Source organism: Marinobacterium ramblicola (genome assembly GCF_019084545.1).
Taxonomy (GTDB): Bacteria; Pseudomonadota; Gammaproteobacteria; order Pseudomonadales; family Balneatricaceae; genus Marinobacterium_D; species Marinobacterium_D ramblicola.
In genome coordinates this window covers 1-1,344 of the sequence record NZ_JAHREP010000062.1, presented here as the reverse complement: position 1 = coordinate 1,344, position 1,344 = coordinate 1, and the positions used below count along the sequence as shown (strand labels likewise).

Here is a 1,344-nt window from a genome sequence, read left to right as displayed (position 1 = left end):
CAGCTCGTGCCGAGATAAATCCGAAGTCTTGGGATGAATTTTAATATTCGGAAATTGGCTGATGTTACCCAGTGGGTGCAGATCAAGAGAAACCCTCTTATCTCAGTCCCACCACGACCAAAGCCTAGCCGGCAGGTCAGTAGTGAAACCCGGGTGCGATCTTGGTAACAAGGTGTGCGGAGCAAGGGTGGAGCGAGAGTGTAGGCCATCTATTGAGCCCCGAAATATTGTAGAGTGGCGGTCATTGGATAACCATCGACGGATGGGAAAGCAGACGGTTTGCTTTGTACCGGAATGCAGCAGTCTCGGTAACGCGATGGCAAGTTACCGCGACACCGCCGGGGTCTGAGAACATGGCATGCGCTTACAGGGGTAGCTCGGGAACTCGGGAGATCCGATCAAGTCCTGGCTCAAGCAACCGGCATCGGTGTGCCGGACTATAAATACACCCGGCCTCACAGAGTGGTTCACTGCACACTGAGAGGAGTCCTCGACGGAGTCACGAACGAACAGTGGAGAGACACCAGGTATCGGGGGCCGATAGCGAGAGCGAAGAAACCCGAGAAGCGAGATCGGAAGTCTTAGCGGATCATAGTACCGATGGTCGGTGGCAGTACCACTGACTGGGAAGGCGGGGAACGACTGCCCTAAGGACCCACTGTAGGGAAGGTGAAGCCGGGTATGACGCGTTGATGGATCGAACGACAGGAGATACTTTGGGATCACTAACTGTCTCACTAAAACTTCGTCGACTGAGTGTACAAGCCAGGGAATACCCCGAACGGGTGTTCACCACGCTACACCATCTGATTGACGTCGACTTGCTGCGAGAAGCCTACCGCCAGACCAACAAACAGGCGGCGGCGGGTGTGGACGGGGTTACGGTCGCGGACTACGCGGCCGACCTTGAAAACAATCTGGCAGACCTCTACCGCCGCTACCGAGAGGGGAGCTACGTAGCCCCTTTCGTCAAACGCGTGTGGATCGAGAAAGAGGACAAGAGTCAGCGGCCAATCGGCATTCCCGCGCTGGAGGACAAGATACTGCAAAGGGCGGTTGCGATGCTGCTGGGCGCCATCTACGAGATCGACTTCTACGATTTCTCCTATGGCTTCCGGGAAAAGCGCAGCGCGCACGATGCGATTAAGGCGTTGAGGGATGGCTGTTTCCGGGAGAAAGTCAGTGCAATCATCGACGCGGACATCAGCAAGTTTTTCGATACGATGCCGCACGATCGCATCCGGGACATACTCCGGCTGCGCATCAACGATGGGAAAATCCTGCGCCTGATAGGCAAATGGTTAAAAGCGGGAGTGGTCGAGAAGGACAACATCCACTACCCGG

The 1,344-nt window shown here is 55.7% G+C and carries 1 protein-coding gene; it reads left to right on the top strand.

Features of this window, described 5'->3' with window-relative positions; genetic code table 11:
• Positions 1 to 692: 692 nt before the first annotated feature.
• The coding region (locus KQ940_RS22590; protein WP_246590272.1) for a reverse transcriptase domain-containing protein at positions 693 to 1,344 on the top strand (652 nt) is incomplete at its 3' end.